General features: G+C 56.3%; 17 protein-coding genes. 9 read left to right on the top strand and 8 right to left on the bottom strand.

Annotated elements, in window-relative coordinates; all coding sequences use genetic code 11:
• Window positions 1-6 precede the first annotated feature (6 nt).
• From prfB to ACR0EN_RS04150, 4 genes are all read left to right on the top strand, one after another.
• Window positions 7-1134, top strand: a complete 1128-nt coding sequence (gene prfB, locus ACR0EN_RS04165; RefSeq protein WP_480585329.1) for a peptide chain release factor 2 — start codon at window positions 7-9, stop codon at window positions 1132-1134.
• Entirely contained in the window at window positions 1135-1842 is a 708-nt protein-coding gene (locus tag ACR0EN_RS04160; protein ID WP_480585328.1) for a M50 family metallopeptidase, read from the top strand.
• Between the two features lie 118 nt (window positions 1843-1960).
• The gene (locus ACR0EN_RS04155) at window positions 1961-3358 is read left to right on the top strand and encodes an amidase (protein WP_480585325.1); all 1398 of its coding nucleotides are present in this window, start codon (window positions 1961-1963) and stop codon (window positions 3356-3358) included.
• Between the two features lie 28 nt (window positions 3359-3386).
• The gene (locus tag ACR0EN_RS04150; RefSeq protein ID WP_170396570.1) at window positions 3387-4184 is read left to right on the top strand and encodes a DUF2189 domain-containing protein; all 798 of its coding nucleotides are present in this window, start codon (window positions 3387-3389) and stop codon (window positions 4182-4184) included.
• On the opposite strand, the gene ACR0EN_RS04145 is transcribed toward ACR0EN_RS04150, so the two are convergent.
• From ACR0EN_RS04145 to ACR0EN_RS04130, 4 genes are all read right to left on the bottom strand, one after another.
• Window positions 4181-4876, bottom strand: a complete 696-nt coding sequence (locus ACR0EN_RS04145; RefSeq protein WP_480585684.1) for a helix-turn-helix domain-containing protein — start codon at window positions 4874-4876, stop codon at window positions 4181-4183. The two genes, ACR0EN_RS04150 and ACR0EN_RS04145, sit on opposite strands and share 4 nt — an antisense overlap.
• 340 nt (window positions 4877-5216) lie before the next feature.
• A complete protein-coding gene (gene ilvN / locus ACR0EN_RS04140) occupies window positions 5217-5777 on the bottom strand; it encodes an acetolactate synthase small subunit (protein WP_170396580.1) in 561 nt (186 codons plus the stop codon).
• The gene (locus ACR0EN_RS04135) at window positions 5774-7045 is read right to left on the bottom strand and encodes a glycosyltransferase family 87 protein (RefSeq protein ID WP_480585323.1); all 1272 of its coding nucleotides are present in this window, start codon (window positions 7043-7045) and stop codon (window positions 5774-5776) included. The genes ilvN and ACR0EN_RS04135 overlap by 4 nt, the downstream gene beginning before the upstream one ends.
• A gap of 73 nt (window positions 7046-7118) precedes the next feature.
• A complete protein-coding gene (locus ACR0EN_RS04130; protein WP_170396584.1) occupies window positions 7119-8870 on the bottom strand; it encodes an acetolactate synthase 3 large subunit in 1752 nt (583 codons plus the stop codon).
• Between the two features lie 425 nt (window positions 8871-9295).
• On the opposite strand from ACR0EN_RS04130, the gene ACR0EN_RS04125 reads away from it, so the two are divergent.
• Together ACR0EN_RS04125 and ACR0EN_RS04120 are read left to right on the top strand one after the other, a co-directional pair.
• On the top strand, window positions 9296-10141 hold the full coding sequence (locus tag ACR0EN_RS04125) for a HalD/BesD family halogenase (protein ID WP_170422173.1): 846 nt from the start codon (window positions 9296-9298) through the stop codon (window positions 10139-10141).
• Window positions 10142-10184: 43 nt separating this feature from the next.
• Window positions 10185-10571, top strand: coding sequence for a bleomycin resistance protein (locus ACR0EN_RS04120; protein ID WP_255612071.1), 387 nt, complete (start codon window positions 10185-10187; stop codon window positions 10569-10571).
• Between the two features lie 74 nt (window positions 10572-10645).
• Here the strand turns inward: ACR0EN_RS04120 and ACR0EN_RS04115 are convergent, their stop codons facing one another.
• Together ACR0EN_RS04115 and ACR0EN_RS04110 are read right to left on the bottom strand one after the other, a co-directional pair.
• Complete coding sequence (locus ACR0EN_RS04115) at window positions 10646-11293, bottom strand: response regulator transcription factor (protein WP_170396590.1); 648 nt, start codon at window positions 11291-11293, stop codon at window positions 10646-10648.
• Entirely contained in the window at window positions 11293-12726 is a 1434-nt protein-coding gene (locus ACR0EN_RS04110) for a cache domain-containing protein (protein WP_480585320.1), read from the bottom strand. The genes ACR0EN_RS04115 and ACR0EN_RS04110 overlap by 1 nt, the downstream gene beginning before the upstream one ends.
• A 246-nt stretch (window positions 12727-12972) precedes the next feature.
• On the opposite strand from ACR0EN_RS04110, the gene ACR0EN_RS04105 reads away from it, so the two are divergent.
• The 3 genes from ACR0EN_RS04105 to ACR0EN_RS04095 all read left to right on the top strand — a co-directional run bounded on the left by ACR0EN_RS04105 (window position 12973) and on the right by ACR0EN_RS04095 (window position 17471).
• Entirely contained in the window at window positions 12973-14055 is a 1083-nt protein-coding gene (locus ACR0EN_RS04105) for a TRAP transporter substrate-binding protein (protein ID WP_170396967.1), read from the top strand.
• Window positions 14056-14172: 117 nt separating this feature from the next.
• Window positions 14173-15099 carry a TRAP transporter small permease subunit gene (locus ACR0EN_RS04100; RefSeq protein ID WP_170396594.1) on the top strand — a complete coding sequence of 309 codons (927 nt, stop codon included), beginning with the start codon at window positions 14173-14175 and terminating at the stop codon, window positions 15097-15099.
• 17 nt (window positions 15100-15116) lie between these two features.
• Complete coding sequence (locus ACR0EN_RS04095; protein WP_170396596.1) at window positions 15117-17471, top strand: TRAP transporter large permease subunit; 2355 nt, start codon at window positions 15117-15119, stop codon at window positions 17469-17471.
• Window positions 17472-17524: 53 nt separating this feature from the next.
• Here the strand turns inward: ACR0EN_RS04095 and ACR0EN_RS04090 are convergent, their stop codons facing one another.
• Together ACR0EN_RS04090 and ACR0EN_RS04085 are read right to left on the bottom strand one after the other, a co-directional pair.
• Window positions 17525-18883 carry a dicarboxylate/amino acid:cation symporter gene (locus ACR0EN_RS04090; RefSeq protein WP_480585317.1) on the bottom strand — a complete coding sequence of 453 codons (1359 nt, stop codon included), beginning with the start codon at window positions 18881-18883 and terminating at the stop codon, window positions 17525-17527.
• A 244-nt stretch (window positions 18884-19127) separates the two neighbouring features.
• Window positions 19128-19535, bottom strand: a complete 408-nt coding sequence (locus tag ACR0EN_RS04085; protein WP_170396600.1) for a VOC family protein — start codon at window positions 19533-19535, stop codon at window positions 19128-19130.
• Window positions 19536-19540 lie beyond the last annotated feature (5 nt).

The raw sequence follows: 19540 nt of genomic DNA, 5'->3' as shown, positions 1-19540 counted from the left end.
CTGACCATGCGCGCCGAAACCCAGAATATCGTGGCGGAAATCGAAAAGTCGCTGGAGCTGCTGGCGCAGCGCATGGACTATGAAACAGCGCCGCACCGGTTGGAGGAATTCAACGCGCGTGTAGAAGATCCGAACCTGTGGGACAATCCCGAGAACGCGCAGAAATTGATGCGCGAACGGCAGTTGCTGGTCGATGCCATCGAGACCTACGAATCCATCAAGACCGATCTCAGCGACAATATTGAGCTGATCGAACTGGGCGAGATGGAAGAGGACGAAGAGGTCGTGACCGACGCCGAAGAAGCGATCAAAAAGCTGAAGACCAAGGCCGCAAAGAAAGAGCTTGAGGCGCTGCTTGATGGCGAGGCGGACGGCAATGATACCTTCCTTGAGATCAACTCGGGCGCGGGCGGTACGGAAAGCTGCGACTGGGCCTCGATGCTGGCGCGGATGTATGTCCGCTGGGCCGAGAAAAAGGGCTATACGGTCGAACTGCAATCCGAGACAGCGGGGGAAGAGGCGGGGATCAAGTCCGCCGCCTACAAGATCACTGGCCACAACGCCTATGGCTGGCTGAAATCGGAAAGTGGCGTGCACCGTCTGGTGCGTATCTCTCCGTTCGACTCGGCGGCCAAGCGGCATACCTCGTTCAGTTCGGTCTGGGTTTATCCTGTGGTGGATGACAATATTGAGATTGAGGTGAACCCGGCCGATATCCGCGTAGATACCTATCGGTCGTCCGGTGCCGGTGGTCAGCACGTGAACACCACCGACTCGGCGGTTCGGATTACGCATATTCCAACCGGAATTGTGGTGACCAGTTCCGAGAAATCGCAGCACCAGAACCGAGATATTGCCATGAAGGCGCTCAAGTCCCGGCTGTACCAGCAAGAGCTGGATCGCAGAAACGCCGAGATCAACGCCGCCCACGAAGCCAAGGGCGATGCGGGTTGGGGCAACCAGATCCGGTCTTACGTGCTGCAGCCCTATCAGATGGTCAAAGACTTGCGGACCAATCATGAAACATCCGACACCAAAGGTGTGCTGGATGGCGATCTGGATGGTTTCATGGCGGCGACACTGGCCCTGAATGTCTCGGGCAAAAGCCGGTCCGAGGCGCAGGGCGAGGGCTAATTGCGGCAGTCCCTGACCTCGGCTGTGAACCTGATCAAGGGCCACTGGCAATTGATCGCAATTGTCGCGTTGGTGTTTGTGTTCTGGAACACGATGCTGGTGCTTCCGTTGAAAATCCTGGTTGTGTTCCTGCATGAGCTTTCACATGCCGGTGCCATTATCCTGACCGGTGGTTCGGTTGAAAGTTTCTCGGTCTCTCCACAACAAGGTGGTCTGGTTATTGGCCGAGGAGGCAATCGGTTTGTCAGTCTGTCAGCGGGATATCTTGGGTCCTTGATGCTTGGGATGGGCCTGCTGATGATCGCCCTGCGCACCAATGCCGATCGGGCTGCGCTTGGTCTCTTTGGGGGAGTCATGCTGATTATTGCGCTCCTGTATATCCGGGAACCGTTTGCCATGGCGTTCAGCGCGGGCTGTGGAGCGGTGATGCTGGCCACCGCGTGGTTCCTGAACCGCAACCTGTGTGATCTGATTCTACGGGTCATCGGGCTGACCAGCATGATCTACGTTCCGTTTGACATTTTCGATGACACGATCCGACGCGCGGGATTGCGATCAGATGCATACATGCTGGCTGAAGAATTCGGCGGAACCACCTTGATGTGGAGCGGGTTGTGGCTGGTGCTTAGTCTGGTGATGATCGTCTTTGGTCTGAAGAATGTGCTGGGCCGCAATAGCAATGTGCGGATCGACCTCAGGATCAGATGATGCGCGCTCTTGCGCCGCTCTTCTTCGCGAAATTCTAAAAAGATACATTTAAACAGTGGCTTTAAATGGTCCGAGCACGTCGCTAGGCTGATGACGAGCAGCCAAAGGACCAACCCGCATGGATTTGACCAGAGCATCCGCGACGGACATTCTTGACGCCTTGTCCCGCCGACAGCTTTCAGCTGCAGAACTGATGCGCGCGACGCTGGATCGGATCGCCCAGGTGAACGGTGAGGTAAACGCGATTGTCGCGCTGCGGGATGAAGACGCTTTGATGGCCGAGGCGCGGGCGGCGGATGCCGCGTCACCTCGCGGCGCGCTGCACGGGTTGCCGATAGCGGTGAAAGATCTGGTAAATGTGGCAGGGATCACTTCGACGCAGGGTTCGCCATTGTTCAAGGATCATGTGCCGCAAACTGACGATCTGCTGGCCGCCCGGCTAAGGGCTGCTGGGGCAATTCTGATCGGTAAGACCAACACGCCGGAATTCGGACTGGGTTCGCACACGTTCAATCCTGTCTATGGTGCAACACGCAACCCTTATGATCCCACGAAAACCTGTGGAGGTTCGTCGGGCGGTGCAGCAGTGGCGTTGGCGACGGGAATGCTGGCGCTGGCGGACGGCTCGGACATGATGGGCAGCCTGCGCAACCCGGCCGCATGGAACAACGTATACGGGTTCAGGCCAAGTTGGGGGCGCGTTCCGTCTGAGCCAGTGGGGGACGGTTATCTGCATCAGCTTTCAACTCTGGGGCCTATGGCGCGCAGCCCTGAAGACATCGGGCTATTGCTTGACGTCATATCCGGCCCCGATCCAAGGATGCCATTAAGCACAGAGGTCGAGCGCGTGTCGCCCGTTCAAGCGGCTGATCTGACAGGGATGCGCATAGGCTGGTTGGGCGACTGGGGCGGGGCGTTTCCATGCGAAGAGGGTATCCTCGCGCTATGCCGCGATGCGTTGCACGTTTTCGAAGAACGCGGTGCGCGCGTTGAGGCGCTTGCACCACCGTTTGACGCGGACCTGATCTGGGACAGTTGGATTACTCTGCGCTCCTGGTCAGTGGCCGCAGGGTTGGAGCCTTTGGCCAAGAAGAAATCATCACTCAAAGATACCGCGCAATGGGAGTTGGAGCGCGGCCTGGCGCTCAGCGCGATGGATGTGCACCGGGCCAGTGTGAACCGGTCTGACTGGCACAAGCGGGCGGTGGAGCTTTTCGAAGACTATGACGCCTTGGTGTTGCCCGCAGCGCAGGTCTGGCCGTTCGAGCTCGAAACGCCGTACCCAACCGAAATCAAGGGGCAGGGGATGGATACCTACCATCGCTGGATGCAGGTCGTGACACCCGTCAGCCTTTTGGGGTTGCCCTGTCTGGGTGCGCCTGTCGGTTTTGGAGCACAAGGGCTGCCGATGGGAATGCAGCTGTTCGGTCCGCGTGGTGCAGATGCGCGGATCTTGTCGATTGGGGCGGCATATCATTCTGCAACGCTTTGGCCTCAGAAACGACCCGCCATGTAGAACAACCGCCCGGGAGGAGAAAACAAGAATGGACAAACCCTTTGGTGTGCCGACGCTGAAACCCGTTGATACCGCGATGCTGAAAGAAGCGTTACGCCGAGCTTGGCAGGATTATCGCCGCGCGCCGCTTTTCGGACTTCTGTTCGCAGGCTTCTACGTGCTGGCCGGGTGGCTGATGGCGTGGGTCACGCTGCAGACGGGAACGTCGTTCTGGCTGGTTTTGGCCGCGATCGGCTTTCCCCTGATCGGGCCGTTTGCTGCCGTGGGATTATATGAGGTCTCGCACCGGCTGGAACAGGGTGAGCCGTTGAATCCCGGTGCGATCTTCGGCGTGGTCATACAGCAAAGCCGAAGGCAACTGCCGTCGATCTGCGCCATTATCGTGGTGATCTTTCTGTTCTGGTTCTTTCTGGGCCACATGATCTTTGCCCTGTTCATGGGGCTGTCGACGATGACCAACATTTCAACATCATTTGAGGTATTCCTGACCCCGAATGGGCTGAGCATGTTGGTATTGGGCACACTGGTCGGGGCCGTATTTGCAATCATTCTGTACATGATCACCGTGCTGTCGATCCCTATGCTGCTGGATCGAGAGCTGGATTTTGTAACCGCGATGATCACCAGCTTTGCCTATGTCAAAGCGAACATGGGTGTGATGCTGGCGTGGGGGGCCTTCATCGCGATCATCACTTTTTTGGCCATGATCCCTTGGTTCCTGGGCCTGTTTATCGTCCTGCCTTTGCTGGGGCATGCCAGCTGGCATCTTTATCGCTTGATCTTGGACAACGATCCGTCCGGGGCTGCTCAGCCGACACCCTCTTAAATCTGTCCGTTTAAGTCAGGCCCTGATGAATTGTGCGCCTTTCGGGCCGATTGCAGTGCTGCGGACAAATCATGCCCAAGGTGATGCAGCGTAAGCCGTCTTACATCGGATCCACTGCCACCGGCCAACCGATACACATAACCCGACCATTCCTGAGGTGCCCATTCAGGCGGAAGGTTCAGAACCATCATTCTGCAATCCTGTGCGCCGGGCCGGGACATCAATGCGCAGACTTGTCCGCCGATGTGAGAAACGATGCCCTGAACCTCACGCATGGGCGCGGAGCATTTCGGCATATGGGACAAGGGCTCATAGCTGCGCAGCAAGGTGCAATGCCTAATGCGGCGGATAAACAGCAGCCGGTGCAGTGTTGGTTCGCGTCGGTTTGGCGGGGCCTCAGCGGCGTGATAAAATCCGGTCGCCATAGTTTTTTCTGACCCGGTGACGAGAAATCGATCGATGATTTCTGATGCGGGATGAGCGGTGACCGGTTCTATTTCATCCAAAGGTTTCAGAAGGATACGCGCGTCGATATCGAAGAATCGACACATCCGGTCCAGCACATCCGGCCTGGGAAAACTTTCACCTGACAGATAGCGATTAAACTGAGTTCGATTGATACCCAATTGGCGGCAAAGCTCTGAAACCGACCGGTATCTGTTTGCGAGCTGCCTGAGGTTGGCTCCGAACATGCTGCGCAATTCTGCGGGGCTGCGATTGATGTCGGTCACTTCTGTCCCAGATTTCCGTTTGTATCTTCAGCAAAAACAGGTTTGCGGCGGCACAGCGGCCGCGCAGTATTCAGAAATCGTAAAGTTGACCCCAACGGGCGCTGCAAAGCGCCTCGCTACGCGTCACAGGCTAGTCTGATGATAAGCAAAATCAATAGGCTTTCAGCCTATTTGCATGATCTTTTTCATGCTGTTACTCATATTTTATGAACGCATTAAGCCTTTTTGAGGTTAGCAGGGCACAATGGCCAAGCAGGCCGCCGCCCCGAGAATGAATTCAGTCCCGGGGCGGAAATGGGGCTTAGTCACCGCGCAACAGGGCTGCAACTCCGGTACGGGCGATTTCAATCAAGCCAAGAGGGCGCATCAGATCGGCAAAGGCATCGATCTTGTCCGGTGCACCGGTGATCTCGAAGATGAACGAATTCAGCGTACTATCGACGACATTGGCCCGGAAAATGTCGGCCAGTCGCAGGGCTTCGACCCGTTTATCGCCTTCACCCACAACCTTTATGATCGCCAGCTCGCGCTCGACCGAAGCACCTTCGACGGTCAGATCATGCACGTCACGGACCGACACGATGCGTCCAAGCTGCGCCTTGATCTGCTCGATCACTTGCGGGGTGCCGGTGGTGACGATGGTAATTCGGCTGAGATGCCCGGTATGGTCAACCTCAGCAACCGTTAGACTTTCAATATTATAGCCACGACCCGAGAACAGACCAATTACGCGGGCCAGAACCCCCGGTTCGTTTTCAACCAGCACCGCGATCGTGTGTTGTTCCTGCACGTCCGAGAATGTCGGGCGTAGGTTATATGCAGAATGGCGGGTGGAGCCTTTGACGATGTTTAGCGGAGTCATTGATAGACCTCATCTTGGACATAAGTTTCTTCGGGCTTTCGTAGCGCAGAGATCAGCGCTTGGAGGCAAACTACGCAAGCCAGTATTAGGATCGGGGCAAACACGAGGCGCAAAGACAATATCTCGGTCATCTTGAAAAGCACCATATGTGTTGCTGGTCCGATACCGATCCACATTGCGGCGGCCAGTACCAGACGCCATGGAGAAGTTGTCAGGACGCCAGCTCGAAGCAGGAACAATGCAACGATTGCAAGCAGCCCAGATTCATAGAACCAGAAGTACGGTGTAGACATGGAAATACCCAGAAAGAGCACCGCTACCCGCAAGTCAAAACCTACCCTTGGGCTGCGCCATGCAACGAAGACTGCAATTCCAGACAACACTGTCAAAGTCCATTGCATCGCAAGCGCGAGCGTTTCTGGCACACCTATGCTGGCCAGCAAGGAATAAGGGCTAAGCATGACCGTATTCAGGTGGATTGAGCTTCGTATCTCTTCAAAGTGAACGCCCATCATGTTGCGCATTTCGGTCCAATATTCGACGCCAACGACCAGAGTGGTCAGAACGGACAAGACCACCGTCGTGACCGTTGCTGATATGATCGTCTTCCACGCACCGCTTGCCAAAAGCGCAAGCGGTATGAGCAGGCCGAGTTGGGGTTTAAGCGTCAGCAATCCAATAAAGAACCCTGCTAGTAAGAAGCGGTCGTTCTTTAGCGCCGCTAGTGCGGCCAGAAGGCCTGCTGCCCAAAGGGTTGTGGTCTGCCCCATATACAAGTTTGGCAACATGGCGGGGGAGAGTGCAAAAGCAAACCAAACCGGTACAATTCCGCAGGAAAATGGCCGCACAGCAAGAAACATCGCGACAATTGAAATCGCTGTGAAAATCGCCCAAGCCGGAGAAAACGACAATGCCCCGAGTGGTTGGAGTGCGACAAGGAATGAGGGAGGATAAGACCAAGGCATCCAATCGTCTTCCTTGGACGCTTCGTGTATTTCCGACAATCTGTCGATATCAAATGCCGCAAGCGGTTCGCCTAAATGCGCGAGGTGACCTGCAGCCCAGAACACCTTGAAATCAACGGATAACGCCATTTTTCCTTGATCAACAACGGCATACCAGCCTGTGCCGACCCAGAACAATATCAACGCTAGAACGAAGAGTGGAACCATGAGCCCCACTTGCCAACCGCGACGGCCGGCGAATATCGACAAATTCTCTTCCGGGCTCGAAGCTCTGGCTGAGAACTGACTGCTGAGATCACGCATGATCTAACCCTTTTTCATGTCACGTGCGGCGACCTTAGCTCCGGCATTTGACCTAGATGTGGCAAAGCGGTGCTCAAACAAGCACAGCTCCACCAGCTTGGATAACACCTTGCGTTTCGGCTTCGCCCAGCAGCATCTCATTGTGGGCCTTGCCCGATGGGATCATCGGGAAGCAATTCTCGTGCTTTTCGACCACGCAGTCGAAGATGACCGGACCGTCGTAATTGATCATCTCCATGATCGCGTCGTCCAGATCAGCTGGGTCGGAACAAAGAATACCCTTTGCGCCGAAAGCTTCTGCGAGTTTAACGAAATCTGGCAGGGCCTCGGACCACGAATGCGAATAGCGTTCGCCGTGCAGCAGCTCTTGCCATTGGCGCACCATTCCAAGCCGCTCGTTATTCAGAATGAATTGTTTCACAGGCAGCCGGTACTGCGCGGCCGTGCCCATTTCTTGCATGTTCATCAGCCACGAGGCCTCACCAGCCACGTTGATGACCAGCGCATCGGGATGTGCCATTTGCACACCGATTGAGGCGGGGAAACCATAGCCCATGGTGCCCAGCCCGCCTGATGTCATCCAGCGGTTGGGGTCCTCAAAGCCCAAGTATTGCGCCGCCCACATCTGGTGTTGCCCAACCTCGGTCGTGACATAGCGGTCATATTTCTTCGTCAGCTCTTCAAGCCGTTGCAGCGCGTATTGCGGCTTGATGGTCTTCTCGCTGTTTGTGAAGGCAAGGCAGTTGACCTTGCGCCATTCGTTGATCTGGTCTTGCCACTGCTTGATATTGGCAGCGTCTGTTTTGCGACCGCGTGCTTTCCAGACTTTCAGAATATCCTCAAGCACGTGGGCAACATCGCCAACTATTGGGATGTCGACACGGATAACTTTGTTGATCGACGAAGGGTCGATATCTACATGGGCTTTGATCGAGTTCGGCGAGAACGCATCGATCCGGCCGGTGATACGGTCATCAAATCGCGCGCCGATGTTGATCATCAGGTCGCAATCATGCATCGCCATGTTTGCCTCGTAGAGCCCATGCATCCCAAGCATACCGATCCAGTTTTCGCCAGAGGCCGGATAGGCCCCAAGCCCCATCAGAGTCGAAGTGATCGGAAAGCCGGTTGCATCCACCAGTTCGCGCAGCAGCTGGCTGGCAGCTGGACCAGAATTGATAACGCCACCACCGGTATAGAAGACTGGTTTCTTCGCGGTCTCGATTGCTGCGACGAGTTCCGTGATTTCTTCCAAATCGCCTTTCAATACCGGCTGATAATGGGAAGTTGACGGTTTCGGCGTTGTATACTCTCCGGAGGCAAACTGAACGTCCTTCGGAATATCGACCAGCACGGGGCCGGGGCGACCCGATGTGGCCACATGGAAGGCTTCGTGCATAGTCGCCGCCAGCGAGTCGGTATCCTTCACCAGCCAATTGTGCTTGGTGCAGGGGCGGGTGATGCCCACAGTGTCTGCTTCCTGAAAGGCGTCAGAGCCAATCATGAAGGTCGGAACCTGCCCGGTCAGAACGACGATCGGGATTGAATCCAATAACGCATCGGTCAGGCCGGTCACGGCATTGGTCGCGCCAGGACCGGATGTGACCAAGGCAACGCCCGGCTTGCCGGTCGAGCGGGCATAGCCTTCGGCAGCATGTACCGCACCTTGCTCATGCCGTACCAGAATGTGACGGATGTCATTTTGCAGAAAGATCTCGTCATAGATCGGTAGGACGGCGCCACCTGGGTATCCGAATACCGTGTCCACGCCCTGATCCTTGAGGGCCTGAACCACCATCTTTGCGCCGGTCATCTCACGTGTCATCTGCTTTGCTCCGTTCGCGACATGTGTCTTGCGTGTTGCCAAAAAAAAGCCCCCGAGATTTTCGGAGGCGCATGGGTTCGATTATGGTTTACCGTTACCGGCCCATGCGCGTGTTTCCTACGATTACGACTAGCGCTTTCATCGCCAGAGGCTCCTTCTTTGCGTGCAGGGACATTATGGTTGAGGGGAAGGGGCGTCAACAGGCAAATACAAAAATATTGTAAGTCTGGGCTTGTGAGATTTGATATTTTGTTGCGCAAAATGACGCAGGTCGAGAAATATCCGCGAAAATTCGCCGAAATTTGGGGCGCGATCCCGCGATCAACAGTGGTCTGATTGCGTCAGGCCTATGTCTGAAACAGACCAGAGCAGCGCCCGATGCTGAGGCAGGCTGGTGAAAACAGCGCTAAATCGGGAGGTCAGACATGCTGCACGATCTTGTGGATCTGGGGCGCTATCCGATCGATCGGCCTGATTCATACGGGTACAGGCAGCTGATCGCTGACCTGAGGCGGGATCTGGAAGTTGATGGATGCGCGGTCCTCCCCGGCTTTGTGCACGAAGATGGCCTTGGGAAACTGATCGCTGAGGCCGATCACGTCGCTCCCAAAGCTCATCGATCGTTCAATCGCACGAATGCCTATTTTACGCAGGATGATCCCAGTTACGGGATCGGTCATCCAATCCGACGTTTTTATGACCGATCCAACGCCTTTGTTCCGGCTGACAACTTCCCTGTCACAAGCCCGCTGCGGCGTATTTATGAGTATGAAGGTTTCATGCCTTTCATCCGCATGGCTTTGAACGAGCCGGAGGATCGATTCTTCCGATATGATGACCCGTTGGCGGATGTGATCATCAATGTGGTCGAGAAGGGAGGCGGCTTTCCGTGGCATTTTGACACCAATAATTACACCGTGACGCTGGCAATCCAGAATGGCGAGGAGGGCGGTGCATTCGAATACGCACCCAATCTGCGGACCAGTGAAGACGAGAATTTCAAAGGCGTCGCTGCGATTTTGGATGGCAGCAGGAGGGGCGTACACCAACTGGAACTGCAACCGGGCGACCTGCAGATATTCAAGGGGCGCTATGCCTTGCACCGGGTAGCGCCGGTTGAAGGACAACGGAAACGCTATGTTGGTATCTTTTCGTTTGTCGAAACCGAAGGCATGTGTGGTGGGGTGGAGCGGACCCGTCAACTCTATGGCCGTGTGCTGCCGCATCATTATGAGCGTGAAGGGTTGCGGGGTGATCAACTGCTTGACTGATATGTGCTAGTCTCGGGCCCGAGGTTGGAAGAGGGCTGTTTTGATGCAGATATTACAACTTACACCATTTGTCCTTTGTTCTTCTTTGGACGCGCAGATTGAGTTCTACACTCAGCGGCTTGGGTTTTCCTGCACATTCAGGCAGGACAATTATGCCTTTTTGCGCCGTGATCCTGTAGCGATCCGATTATTGGAATGTCCACCGCGTCAGGATGGGCGCGCATTGGGGGATGAGCAGTCGTTTTATGTTGACGTCAAAGGAATCGACAGCCTGTTCGAAAGCCTGCGCCCCGGGTTGGAGGAGCTGCCTGAAGGGCGGGTGCGCCCGCCATTCGATCAGCCGTATCAGCAGCGCGAATTTCATGTCCTCGATGAAGACGGGACTTTGGTGTTCTTTGGTGAAGATATCAGTGAACGCGGCAGCGGGTAGTGCTCCCGCCCGACTTCAATGTGCCGTTGGCACATCTCCTTCGGTTGGGCCGGGCAGCGCGTTTCGCGCTGCGGTCATAGCCCGGGGCTGGTGCCCTGCAGGACGCCATGCTCCAGGGCATAGCGGGTCAAGCCGGCGGTGGAGGAGATGCCAAGTTTGCGCTTGATGTTCTTGCGATGCGTCTCAACCGTGCGCACCGAAATGTCCAGCGCCAGTGCCACCTCTTTGTTGGATTTACCCTGCGCCAATTCCAGCAGGATTGTCTGTTCCCGGCCGGTCAGCGCCTCGCGCGTGTTGCCGTCCTTCGGCTCCAGCGAGCCGCTGGCCCCGGTACAAAGATACCGCTCGCCCCGCATCACGGCATCGATGGCTTGCTTGATCTCTTCGGTGGGAACGTCCTTGAGGATATAGCCTTTGGCGCCGTGGCTGAGCGCGGTTGAGATGTATTCGGGACTGTCATGCATCGACAGGATCAGAACGCGGGTTTTGGGCAGGCGCTCTAAAATGATCTCGGTGGCGTTCAACCCGCTCAGGCCGGGCATGTTGAGATCCATCAGGATCACGTCCGGCTGCAGGTGGGTTGCTCGATCGACAGCTTCTTGTCCGTTGGAAAGTGTGCCGACAACTTCGATCTCATCATAGCTTTCCAGCAGAGATTGAATGCCTTCGGCGACCATGGGGTGATCGTCGACAATAAGGACCCGGATGATTGAGTCGGACATCAGATACCGGCCTTTCGTTTTGGCGTTGGGTCTTCCTGTGGTGGCAGCATATGACTGAGCGGCAAGCTGACCTCAATCACGGTGCCGCTGCGCCCGCCGCGCGATGAGAGGATGCGTAGAGTGCCGTCAAGCTGTTCGATCCGTTCCTGCATGTTGCGTAGCCCGATTCCGGTGCTGACATGGCCTGGCTCGTTCCGCAACCCGCGACCATTGTCCGTAATCCGCATCGTGGCGCCTTTCTTATGACCCCGCAGGTCAATGGTAACACGGGTTGCTCCCGAGTGGCGCTCGATATTGGTCAGGGCTTCCTGCGCAATACGGTAGAGGGCAATCTTGCTGTCTTGATCCAATCGGTTTCGGAACACCACGGTTGAGAAATCGGTTTCGATACCCGTGCGTTCACTGAAATCGTCGGTCAAAGCCTTGAGCGCTGGCCCAAGCCCCAGATCATCCAGAACACCCGGACGCAGGTCGCGGCTGATGCGGCGAACCTCGGTGATGGCGGTTGCCAGATTGACGATACCTGTTTGCAATGGTTCCTGCGCCGACTCGTCATCCCCGCGGATCAGACGTCGTCGGGCGTTGTCCAGTGCATAGCGTACGCCAACCAGAATCTGGCTGATGCCGTCATGCAATTCGCGGGCGACGCGCCCGCGCTCTTCTTCCTGAGCGTCCAGTACCCGCTGTGTCAGTTCTTTAAGCTTGGCATCAGCCAGCCGCCGTTCGCGGAAGTTCAGCAACATGCCCGAGGCAAAGACGATCAGAACAGCGGCCAGAACAATGCCTCCGATATAAAGGAAGGTGCGCTGCACGCGCGCCTCAACCTCAGCACGGGCATTGGCGACGGTGGCGACGATGTCATCGATGAACACACCCGTGCCCACCACCCAGCGCCAGTCCTGCAGGCCAACAACATAGGCGATCATCTGAGCCTCTTCACCGGTCGATGGTTTTTGCCACATAAAGCTGTGCCAGCCCGCGCCCTGTCGGGCGAGCGTGATAAACTCATCCACAATCGGAGTGCCATCGCTGTCGGTCAGATCGGCCCAGTTGCGATTGATGAATTCAGTCTGGCGCGGGCTGACGAGGTTGTTGCCGTCATAGTCATAAACAAAGAAGAACCCGTCCTTGCCGTAAATCATCGCCGACAGAATCTGGGTCACGAGGTTTTTTGCGATTTCGTCATCCGGGGAGGCGCGACCATAAATATAGGCAAACCCATTCCGCGCCTGGGTCACGTAATTACGCAGCTCTTCTTTTTTGGCTTCGATCAGGCGGCGCTCGAGGGCCTGTATCTCACTCTCGGCGGTCGCGCGGGATTCATAAGCGACCACCATTGCAATGGCCGCAACCGCTACGATCAGCGGGATTGCGGCAACCAGCGACAGTTTTTGCGCATAGGTTAGCGAGATTAGGTTCCGGATTCCTCCCATGTTCGAATCGATACGCAAGCTGCCGGGAAATTGCAAAAAATTTGGAAGAACACAGTGCTCGGCCACAGTGATTTGGCCTTGAGCGGGTAAAATCAACCGGATTTGTGCTTTTGAATGTGGAAAAACCCGACTGGCTACGTAGTAGTAGGTATTCACATTCATGTGTGTGGAACTAGGCTAACGCGCACTAGAAACGATCGACCCGGCATCACCCGGGGAATGAATATGAAGGGGAGGATCACTCATATGGATCGTCGTAAGTTTCTGAAAACATCAGCACTGGGCGGCTCGGCCGCTGCAGCCACTACGCTGGCAGCGCCCGCCTATGCGCAAGGCAAGCGCACGCTGACTATGGTCACCTCGTGGGGCCGTGGCCTCGCAGGCGTGTTCGACAGCGCGCAGCGTTGCGCCGACAGCATTACCACAATGTCGGATGGCGACCTGAACGTTGAAATCAAAGCCGCTGGTGAACTGGTTGGTGCCTTTGAGGTGTTTGACGCGGTATCGTCCGGTCAGGCCGATATGTACCACGCGGCAGACTACTACTTTGTGGGTCAGCACCCGGGCTATGCGTTCTTCACCGCTGTTCCGTTCGGCATGACCGCACAGGAACTGGTGAACTGGTACTACCATGCCGGCGGCATGGAGCTGCATGATGAACTGGGCGAAATCTTCGGCCTGAAATCCTTCCTGGCCGGTAACACTGGCGCGCAGGCAGGTGGCTGGTACTCGAAAGAGATCAACAGCCCCGAAGACTTTAACGGCCTGAAATTCCGCATGCCGGGTCTGGGTGGCAAGGCGCTGGGCAAACTGGGCGCATCCGTTCAGAACATTCCGGGTTCGGAAGTGTATCAGGCGCTGTCGTCCGGTGCTATTGACGGAACCGAGTGGATCGGTCCCTGGGCTGACGAAAAAGCGGGCTTCCAGGAAATCACCAAAACCTACTACACCGCGGGCTTCCATGAGCCGGGTGCGGGTCTGTCGCTGGCCACCAACCGCGAGGTTTATGACAGCCTGTCCGCCGCGCAGCAGAAGATCATCGAGATCGCAGCTGCCGAGTGCCACCAGTGGAATCTGGCACAATTCCTGGCCAACAACGGTGCAGCGCTGCAGCGTCTGCAGGCCGGTGGTGTCAAGGTCATGGAATTCCCGGACAGCGTTTGGGACGCGTTTGGCGCAGCCAGCCAAGAAGTTCTGGATGAAAACATGGGTGATGAGCTGTTCAAGCGCATTCACGACAGCGCCATGGAGTCGATGGCAGCATCGTCGGCATGGAACAACCTGTCGTCGGGTGTCTACACCTCGCAGCGTGACCGCGTACGCGGCTAAGCAATCCGCTCAATGCAATCGGTTCCCCCGTCAGCGGGGGAGCCTTTCCTGTTGCACATAAGCGGCCCGGACATGCCGTCATAACCAAACGTGCAACCGATGCGACCTGGGGACAACATGCAGGACGAAAACGGTATCTCGTTCTTCGGCGCCCTGTGGAATGGACTGGTCTGGTTCATTCAGAACATTGCCGAAGCCTTCTATAATTTCGGATACGCCATCACGCATCCGCAGCTCTGGCTGGACTGGTCGAACAAAGAAGCAATCATGCGCTTTGTTTATTATGGCGGGTCTGTCGAGTTCTTCTTCGTGATCTTCGCGCTGTTTCTGGTGCTGACGGCCATTGGTCTTTACTATCGGAACTTCATGTGGGGAATGGTGCGCGGGCTCGAGGGCTTCGCCAATACCACTGGACGCTTCTTTGCGTGGGCGGGATTGCTGATGGTAATTCAGCAGATCGTTATCGTATTCATGCAGCGGGTGTTCACACGGCCGGATATGTCCTTTGGGCTGGGTATCCCTTTTCAAATGGATATCAGTTGGTTCGCCGAAGAACTTAAACTCTACAACGCCATGGTTGTGTGCCTTTGCTGCACCTACACATTCGTGCAGGGCGGCCATGTGCGCGTTGACTTGATTTATGCGGGCATCAGTCACAAGGCCAAACGCGTCGTTGATATGTGCGGGGCGGTTCTGTTCATGATGCCCATGGCCGTTCTGACCTGGATGTATGGATGGTACTTCATGTGGCGGCACCTGATCGTGCCGAAACCCTCGGCCAGTGACACGCTGGATAGGCTTGTGGCCAAGTCCCGAGCGCTGCGTTGGAACGTGGAAACCATCGGGTTTAGTCCCAACGGGTTCAACGCCTACTTCCTGTTCAAAATCCTGCTGGTGGCCTTTGCCGCCATGGTGTTCCTGCACGCGATTGCGTTCCTGTATCGCTCGTATCTGGAATACGTGGAAGGGCCGGAAAGTGAAGGAAAATACCTCGACAAGGACAGCCTTGGCGAGGGTGAAGAAGCCTACGAAGGCGCGCATTAGGGACGGAGAACCAGACAATGCTATTCGGACTTGATGGCGTCGAGATAGGCCTCATTATCGTATTTTTCTGCCTCTTCGGAGGCATTCTTTCGGGTTTCCCCGTGGCCTTTGCCATCGGTGGGGCCGGGGTGATTTCGTTCGGGATTATCGCTGCATTGGATAGTGCCGGCCTGTTGATCCACCAGGCGATCGACACCGGCTCGCAAGCCTACCGCGACGTGGTGAATTCTGGCGTCAAACCTGACGTGATATCCGTGTTCCGATACCCGGATTTGCCAAGGATCGCCGAGCCGGTCTTTGTACAAGGCTGGGAAACAGCGCTGGACCGGAATGTTTCCTTCATCGTGAACCGCATGAACGAACGTGTTCTGGCCGGGCAGTCGATCGAGACGCTGCTGGCGGTGCTGATGTTCGTTCTGATGGGCATCACGCTGGAGCGTTCAAAAATTGCAAACGACCTGCTGACCACGATGGCGCGCGTCTTTGGCCCGCTGCCCGGTGGCCTTGCGGTCTCGATTGTGGTCGTGGGCGCGTTCCTTGCTGCCTCGACCGGTATCGTTGGCGCGACCGTTGTTACCATGGGACTGTTGGCCCTGCCGACCATGCTGCGGAACAACTATTCGCCGGAATTGGCGACAGGTGTGATCGCGGCCTCGGGTACGTTGGGGCAGATCATTCCACCCTCCATCGTGATCGTTCTGCTGGGTACACTGGCTGGCGACCTCTATTCGACCGCGCAGGAAACGCGCGCGGTTGAAGCCGGGTGCACCGATGCGCTGACCTATCTGGGTGAACCAGCGGTTGTTTCGGTAGGCACATTGTTCCAGGCGGCACTGTTGCCTGGGATCATGTTGGCGCTGCTCTACGCGCTTTATGCCTTTGGCTATGCGCTATTGAACCCGGAAAAGGCCCCGGCTGTTGAATTGTCGGGAGGCTCGGGTGAAACCATCACGCGCTCGGAAGGGCTGACCTGGCTGCTGGGTGCTCCGGTTGCTCTGATTGTTGGCGCGGTGCTTCTGGGAAGCGCGGGAGTGATTGGCAGCCAGAACATCTCGGTCTCGGCATTTACGGATATCGGGCAGGGCGCCTCGCTGCGCACGAACGTGTCCGAAGAGTGTAAGGCTTCGATGATCGAACTGCATGGGCAATCAGCCTGGGATCAGGCCGTGGCCGAGCAGGAAGCGATTGACGAAGCAGGTGGTTCGTCCGAAGCGCAGCGTCTGAGCGAAGAGGAACTGGCTGCTGCGCAAGAGGCCAAGATCGCCGCTGCAGCGCCAATTGGCAACGGTGTCGCCGTGATTGTGGTACTGCTGGGTCTGACACTGGTGCTGGGTCGCGGAATCGCACCGTCGCAAGCGCCGCAGCCTCTGATCGTCGGAGCGATTGGCCTGTTGCTGATGCTGTTGGTCGACGTGTTGCTGATCGCGCCAACGACTTCGTCCGGGGCTACGTTCCTGATACTCGCCATACCTTTTGCGCTCGCAATGCATGGGTGCAAAGAAGCTGCCGCCCGTTGCGCGACCAATGATCTGATCCGTGTGGTCTTCCCACCGCTGGTGCTGATCATCGCGGTGTTGGGTTCGATTCTTGGCGGTGTCACCAACCCTACGCCGGCTGCGGCACTGGGGGCGGGTGGAGCGATCATGCTAGCGGCCTATCGGAAACTTCAGGATCAGAACCGGTCGGGCAAAGTGATCATCTGGTCAACCTTCGCAGTGATCATCGCACTGGTGATGGGGGTGAACTTCGATCTGCGCATCAATCAGGGCAATGTTTCGGTTGAAAGCTGGATCGCGTTCATCATCGCCTATTCGGCCTACCTCTATGCGCTGTTCGGCTTGATCTACGGCTGCTGGGTGCTGTTCTCAAGCGGGGTTCTGACACCGGTGGTGCGTGAGACAGCGAAGGTGACGTCGATGGTCTTCACCATCCTGATCGGATCGCAACTGCTGAACCTGGTGGTGATTTCCTTTGGTGGAGAGCACTATATCCAGCAGTTCCTGCGCAGCTTTGATAATGAATTCACGGTCTTCCTGATCGTGATGCTGGTGCTATTCATTCTTGGCTTTGTGCTGGATTTCCTTGAGATCATCTACATTGTGATCCCGATCGTTGGGCCGGTGATCTATGGCGGGTCGTTCGATCCGAAATGGGTGACCATCATGGTGGCGGTGAACCTGCAGACCTCGTTCCTGACGCCTCCGTTTGGATTTGCGCTGTTCTATCTCAGGGGTGTTGCGCCGAAAGAGGTCACCACTGGTCACATCTATCGCGGCATCATACCGTTCGTGATCATTCAGGTTGTGGGCATCGCAATCCTGTGGTTCTTCCCGTCGATTGTAACCATCGTTCCTGACCTGATCCCGAACTGATCTGTCGCTTAGACTGACGAATACGGAGGCCCAATAGGGCCTCCGTTTGTTTTTCAGGAATTCGGCTGTGGGTGTGTCAGCCTTTCAAACTCCGCTTCAGTGGCATGATCGATTGCAAGGTCTGTGGTCTCGACAAGTCCGGCATTGGGATTGTCGAACGTGGCCTTGTCCAGCTTGCCGACCTTTTGCCCGACAATGGTGGTCACCACCGCATCGCCAGTGACATTCACAACCGTCCGCATCATATCGAGGATCCGGTCGACGGCCAGAATGATGCCGATGCCTTCCAGCGGCATACCCAACTGGTTCAGAACCATCGCAAGCATCACTATCCCCACGCCCGGCACACCTGCGGTGCCGATCGAAGCCAGAACCGAGATCGAGATCACGGTCAGGTATCCGCTCAGCCCCAGATCAATGCCATAGGCGTTGGCCAGGAATACCGTTGCCACACCATGCATAATTGCGGTGCCGTCCATGTTGATCGTCGCCCCCAGTGGGATACCGAAAGATGCGACCGAACGATCAACACCGACGCGCTGCGTAACGCATTGTAAGCTGGCCGGAATTGTCGCGTTCGAGCTTGAGGTCGAGAACGCAAACACCTGCGCCGAGCGCATCTTGCGCAGGAATACCCGAGGGCTCAGCCCGGTCGTAAAATACAGCAGCGCCATCAACGTGACACACAGATGGAATACCAGCGTCAGGCTGATCGTGGTCAGATAGCCGATCACCGGTCCGAATAGGCCAAAGCCCTCCATCGCAAAGGTTTTGGCAATCAGGCTGAAGACGCCGATGGGGGCGAAGGCCATGACGATATTGACGATCTTCATCGCCAGTTCATTCATGAACTCGCAGCCTTCCACAAAGGCCTTGGCGCGGCTGCCCATCATTAGCACTGCAATACCAACGACCATCACGTAGAAGATGATCTGCAGCATCTCACCATTGGCCAGAGCGTTGATCGGGTTCTTTGGGATGATGTTCGCCAGTATTTCCCAAGTGGTCTGTGGGTCGGCGACGCTTACGCTATCACCGGCCAGATGCAGGCTCGTGAATCCGGTGCCCGGCCCAATGAGGCCCGCAAAAATCAAGGCAGTTGTCACGGCCAAGGCGGTGGTGGCCAGATAGGTAACAAAGGTCAGCCCTCCGACACGGCCCAGCAATTTGACATCGCCAATGCCGACAACGCCGCACAGCAGTGAGAACACAACCAGCGGCACAACAAGCATCTGAAGTGCATTAAGGAACATTTGCCCAAACATGGACAGCACACCCTGCACAAGTGTTGCGTTGAGCGCAGCGATATCGAGATAGTTCAAGACCAGACCAAAGATCGAGCCCAAGGCGAGCGCGACCAGGATCTGGGTCGTCAGCGTGGCCGAAACCAGTCGGCGTGCGGCATATGTCATTTTCCCCCTCCTTCAGAACCTCTGCGACAGGGTGGGAGGCCTGCCGTAGCGACAATAAAGCCAGCCCGGTCAGCGTCTGATTGAGCTGCGGGTTTCAGGTTTGGGCTGGACGTTTAGAAGTGCGGCTAATTTGGTGACCTTGCGTCAACTTTCAATCGCACGGGCGGGGGAAGGTCGATTAAGATTGCTTAACAATTGGGCGCAGCATGGCGGAAGGTAGTTTAACGTGATGAAAAAAATGTATTTATTTTGTCGATACAGGTGCTGAAAATTCGATCAAATCCCAACGATTTCCGAAAGGATCCCGCCAGACGGCGACAATTCCATAGGGTTCATGGCGCGGGCGCTCTTCAAATCCTACGCCTGCTTCCAGCATCGCCGCATGATCGCGGTAGAAATCATCTGTTTCGAGGAAAAAGCCAACGCGCCCACCGGTTTGATTGCCGACCGATGCGATCTGTTCCGCGCCCACCGCCTTGGCCAGCAACAACGAAGCACCATCCGAGCCCGGAGGCGTGATCCGCACCCAGCGTTTACCATCGCCCAGATCAATATCCTGCGTCAGAGTAAAGCACAGCACTTTGGTGTAGAACGCGATCGCTGCGTCATAATCCGGGACGACCAGCGTCACCGCATGAAGGCTCTGACGCATGATAA

The organism is Ruegeria sp. AB7, from assembly GCF_056542625.1.
This window is presented reverse-complemented; position numbering and strand designations above follow the sequence as displayed.